Below are 4,305 nucleotides of genomic sequence, written 5' to 3' on the forward strand. Positions count from 1 at the left end.
TCAGGGCCAGAGGCATTGAGACCTCACCCCAAAGGCCGGTCTCTTTATTAAGAGAGTGGAAGCATTACTCTTTAGTCATGATGGAAAACCTGCCACTCAAACCCATCACAGATGATCTCCGGCAACAAGGCATTCGATATTCAGACTCAGTCATTAATGAATTACTGAAGCTTGAGGAAACTTCTTTTATCTCATCAAAACCATAGCTGCGTTTTTGTCTCGATTTAAGCCCGACGCTTCGAAACTTTACCCGCTCTTCTACAATCATTTCAGACTCATTTGCCAAGGCCGCAGTAACCAACTTGATTTATAAATTGGCCTCTAAGGACTGATAACACTCAATACTTTCAAGATACTGCTCCGGTGTCATTACCGGCATTGTTTCTGTTTTGTAATCTTTGATATTTCGAGTAATCAATAAAGACGCTCCACAGCTCTGGGCTGTGTAATACTGTATTCCGTCTTCAAAATCAGTAAATTCCGAGTTGAGAGCCTGTTCAAGAGCTGCTTCTGAGGTAACCATAACACGAAGCAGGCCTTTTAGTTTTTGCATAGCAGCAAGGGCTTCTTTCTGACCTTTAATCTTTCTGAGAATATAAAAGAGATTTGCAAATACTAATACTGAAGTTGCACCATGAACCTGCCCCGCCTGTATTCTGGAAAAAATATCAGCACTTTGCACAAACCATGGAGCGCGCTTCGCCAACAGATCAAGCACTACATCCGCATCCAGGAACAAGGTTCGTATCATTGGTATTTATCCTTCAGGTATTCAGTATATTCATCAAGTCTTTCCAGATCTTCCTCTCTGATGATACCTGCCAAATCAGCCACAGCCCCTTGAAGCACAGGCTTATTATTATCTGGTTGAACAGGAAGACTCCTTAAAAAATTTTCAACCAGGCCAGATAAACTCTGTTGCTGGCTTGCAGCGTATATTTTTGCCTGCCGAACCACTTCAGGATCGACAGTCAGTGTCAGTTTGCTCATAACCGCCTCTTACACGTATCAATATTGAAAATTAGTACGTATTGGTAAGCAATGCAAGCAGATTCTAAATCAACCGAACACCTTCCAGTTTGGCTTTTGGCTGTTGGCTGTTGGCTGGACATGGTTTGTGTTGGCTTCTATTTTTTGTTTGGGAATATTCAGAAAAATGAAATAAGAATTAAGAGTCTGAGGCAACCAGAAACGCTTTTGGGTGATCTTCTTCCAGCATCTGTTTGGCCAGGCGGTACCCTGAGGCATTGGAAAAGTCACCGCGAAAAATATCTCCGGCATTAACCATGTTGCGGGACTGGTCATACTCCAGAAATGCGGACTCTCTGACATCAATGGTTTTACCGGCATCCTGCCCGCCAATAAAACCAATGCGCTGATGGACCTGCTTGATAAAGTAATCAATGGCATGCTGACAGATCCGGGCAAGGTCGGTATAAACACAATCAAACTCATGGTGTTGGTAATCGACACAGACCATCGGCAAGGATTGTTTTTTGCGGGTGGCTTTCAGGGCATCGTCGTTTTCCGGACGAATCCCCACCAGAATGACGCCATCAATCCCGTCAGACATCGGTTGCTCAAATGCATCATACTGACGGATTAACTGAATGTTCAGTTTCTTACCTGGCTGGTAGAAAGCCATCGACTTTTAAAACCGATGCAGAGTCACTTAGGAACTGTCATTTAATAACTTCGAGATTTCAGTAAGCGCTGCCCACTTCCCGCCACCCGAAAAAGGCAGGCCGTTTGTGCTTTTGCGGCCAGCAGCCCGCGAACTTAACAAGCCTCAGTCAAATGCGGAACTAATTTCGAGACAATTCCTTATGGCTTCTTGAAGAACATAGCGTATAGGGAACTGATAATGCAGGTTGCTGCAGCCAGCAGATAAATTGAGAAAATTATGACCATCCACTCTGCCATGTTCAGGCTAAGAAGGGTCCAGTCATCGGCACCACAGAGTCCGGTGGGCATAAACAGGGAGGGCCACCATTCATAGAGAGGCAGGTCGAAAGGGAAGACCGGGCGGAAGCTGCAGCTGGAAGTAAACGGATTAAACTCGGCGTAGTCTGCCATTTGGGCAATGGCTTCCTTCAACCCATAGAGTGCGCCAGCGATCCAGAGACTGTAGCCTGTGATCCTGAAAAACAGATGGGTTGGTGAGATGATGATAACCAATGGTGCAAACATCAACACCAGAACGGCGAGCCGCTGATAGACGCAGCGCTCACAGGGATCCATATGCAGAATATACTGAAAGCCCAGGGCGCATAGCTCCAGAACGAGCGCGGTGGCAAACATAATGAACCAGGTGGACCGTAAATTCTGCCAGTCGTGGATGGTTTGCAGTGGGCTGTCTTTCAAACGTTGAAAGAGGCTATTGGGGTTCTGTTCAGCAGCCAATGGTTGGATTCCTCACGAAGTTATCTCTGGCTTTCCGGTTGGGGCACCGCAAAGCCATCAGCGCTGGTTTATTGTGGCTCTGCCACTGGAAGTTTGGTCAGATAGACGATCAGTGCGTTCAGATCGTCATAAGACTTCAAACTGCCCATGTTGATCAGGTAACGGTTATTCACCAGAAAGCCGGGAACGGCATGAACGTATTCGCCATACAGGTGCCAGTCCAGTACTCTCTTCATCACCATCAGGTTATTTTGGTTCGCCTCGAAGTCAGACTGTTTCAGTCCAGCCTTTTCCAGGGTCTGGAAGAAGTCCGCATCATTTCGCCAGTCACCCTTGCGCGCCACATGAAGGCGATTGAACAGCGCCTGTTTGACGGCGTTATGGCGTGGTGTACCCCGGGTCATGGCCAATGCCAGGGTGGCCTGCTTGGCATACGCACCCATAAAGTTCATATGCGCCTGCCTGAACTCAATGTTCTGCTGACCCAGCCAAGCCTTCAGGGTAATCAGTGGTCCTTTTTCCCACTGATAGCAGCCACCGCAGTAAATAGAAAATAGCTCGGTCACGGTTGGTCTGGTAGAAGTGGGTAGCCCCTTAACGACTTTATAATGGGTGCCTTCCTGAAACCGACTGGCATTTTGAGCGCCGTCCGTTGCTTTGGCAAAAGCCATCACCGGAAATGCAAACATAAGTACCAATAACAACTTTCTCATCGGTATTATTTTCCTGTAGTCCTGTTTAATGGTGTGAATATCGAGAGGTTAACATTGTCCAAACCTCAGTGCCTGATAAAGATGCTGGTTATTTTTCAGCCTTTTCTGCTTCCCTTGCCGCTTTTGCTGCCGCCATGGCCTGCAGCTGGGCTGTAATCATTTCCGGTGTTTCCAGGGTTATGCGACCCAGCTGGCCATCGCGAAACTCATTGATCAGAATTTCAGCAACTTTATGGGTATCGGCAATGCCACCCCTGCGCATACAACCACGACGCTGACCGATCATATCAAACAGCTCGATTCCGGTGTGCGGGATTTCCCTAAGCTGGTAACGCTGCAGTAGCGCATCCGGGTAATGCTGCATCATGAACTCGGCCAGATACATGGCAACATCTTCAAACTCAATGACCGTGCTTTTGATGGCCCCGCTGATGGCCAGGCGATAGCCGCAATCCTCCGGCTCAAGCTTGGGCCAGAGGAAGCCGGGGGTGTCCAGCAAGACAATATTATTGGGCAGTTTGATTCTCTGTTGCTGCCTGGTAACCGCCGGCTCATTGCCGGTTTTGGCAACTGTGCGACTGGCCAGAATATTGATGGTGGTGGATTTGCCCACATTGGGGATACCAAGGATGATGGCCTTCAGCTGGCTGACCTCCAGATTTCGTTCCGGAACCATGGCGGGTGCCATCGCCAGAATGCTGCGAATTTTGTCCGGCTGCTTCAGATTGACGGCAATGGCCTTCATGCCGGAAGTGCGGTTGATATGGTCTACCCATTGTTGGGTCACCGCCGGATCAGCCAGATCACTCTTGTTAAGAATCTTGATGCAGGGTGTGTCTTTACGCAGTGATGCAACCATCGGGTTTTCACTGCTGAAGGGAAGTCGGGCGTCCAGCACCTCAATAATAAGATCCATCTTTGGTATCACTTCACGGATCTCTTTTTTGGCCTTGTGCATATGGCCGGGATACCAGTTTATTGCCATTGTTGGATCTATCTTGCCTGAATGAAAACGAGTTATTTTACTATGTATCGGGTGCGCCAAAAACCACCAATGTGAAAACAATAAACGATAGCGGTTGACCAATTATGGCGGGAATGCGCTGAATAATGCAGAGAACGCTTACAGGGCTGCGAAGGGCGTAAACTCCGAAGCATGATAGATCGTGCCAGGCACCCTTCGACTCCG

Annotated in this window: 7 protein-coding genes; 1 reads left to right on the top strand and 6 read right to left on the bottom strand. The window is 48.0% G+C overall.

The window, feature by feature from the left end; all coding sequences use genetic code 11:
- A partial coding sequence (locus tag KDK15_RS14785; RefSeq protein ID WP_257296153.1) for a DUF3368 domain-containing protein occupies positions 1-206 on the top strand: 206 nt, incomplete at its 5' end.
- A 101-nt stretch (positions 207-307) separates the two neighbouring features.
- On the opposite strand, the gene KDK15_RS14790 is transcribed toward KDK15_RS14785, so the two are convergent.
- The 6 genes from KDK15_RS14790 to ylqF form a co-directional block, all read right to left on the bottom strand.
- Complete coding sequence (locus tag KDK15_RS14790; RefSeq protein ID WP_257296154.1) at positions 308-751, bottom strand: PIN domain-containing protein; 444 nt, start codon at positions 749-751, stop codon at positions 308-310.
- A complete protein-coding gene (locus KDK15_RS14795; RefSeq protein WP_257296155.1) occupies positions 748-990 on the bottom strand; it encodes a DUF6364 family protein in 243 nt (80 codons plus the stop codon). The genes KDK15_RS14790 and KDK15_RS14795 overlap by 4 nt, the downstream gene beginning before the upstream one ends.
- A gap of 178 nt (positions 991-1,168) precedes the next feature.
- Positions 1,169-1,645, bottom strand: coding sequence for a substrate-binding domain-containing protein (locus KDK15_RS14800; RefSeq protein WP_257296156.1), 477 nt, complete (start codon positions 1,643-1,645; stop codon positions 1,169-1,171).
- A gap of 179 nt (positions 1,646-1,824) precedes the next feature.
- Positions 1,825-2,403 carry a disulfide bond formation protein B gene (locus tag KDK15_RS14805; protein WP_257296157.1) on the bottom strand — a complete coding sequence of 193 codons (579 nt, stop codon included), beginning with the start codon at positions 2,401-2,403 and terminating at the stop codon, positions 1,825-1,827.
- 68 nt (positions 2,404-2,471) lie between these two features.
- The gene (locus tag KDK15_RS14810; protein WP_257296158.1) at positions 2,472-3,116 is read right to left on the bottom strand and encodes a thioredoxin domain-containing protein; all 645 of its coding nucleotides are present in this window, start codon (positions 3,114-3,116) and stop codon (positions 2,472-2,474) included.
- Between the two features lie 88 nt (positions 3,117-3,204).
- Entirely contained in the window at positions 3,205-4,101 is an 897-nt protein-coding gene (ylqF, locus tag KDK15_RS14815; RefSeq protein ID WP_257296159.1) for a ribosome biogenesis GTPase YlqF, read from the bottom strand.
- Positions 4,102-4,305 lie beyond the last annotated feature (204 nt).

The sequence above is a fragment of the Endozoicomonas sp. YOMI1 genome (genome assembly GCF_024606345.1).
Classification (GTDB): Bacteria; Pseudomonadota; Gammaproteobacteria; order Pseudomonadales; family Endozoicomonadaceae; genus Endozoicomonas.

Bases quoted from the DNA above. Each gene is read 5' to 3' on its own strand.
- KDK15_RS14800 (WP_257296156.1), bottom strand. From the start codon at position 1,645: ATGGCTTTCTACCAGCCAGGTAAGAAACTGAACATTCAGTTAATCCGT.
- KDK15_RS14810 (WP_257296158.1), bottom strand. From the start codon at position 3,116: ATGAGAAAGTTGTTATTGGTACTTATGTTTGCATTTCCGGTGATGGCT.
- KDK15_RS14795 (WP_257296155.1), bottom strand. From the start codon at position 990: ATGAGCAAACTGACACTGACTGTCGATCCTGAAGTGGTTCGGCAGGCA.
- ylqF (WP_257296159.1), bottom strand. From the start codon at position 4,101: ATGGCAATAAACTGGTATCCCGGCCATATGCACAAGGCCAAAAAAGAG.
- KDK15_RS14790 (WP_257296154.1), bottom strand. From the start codon at position 751: ATGATACGAACCTTGTTCCTGGATGCGGATGTAGTGCTTGATCTGTTG.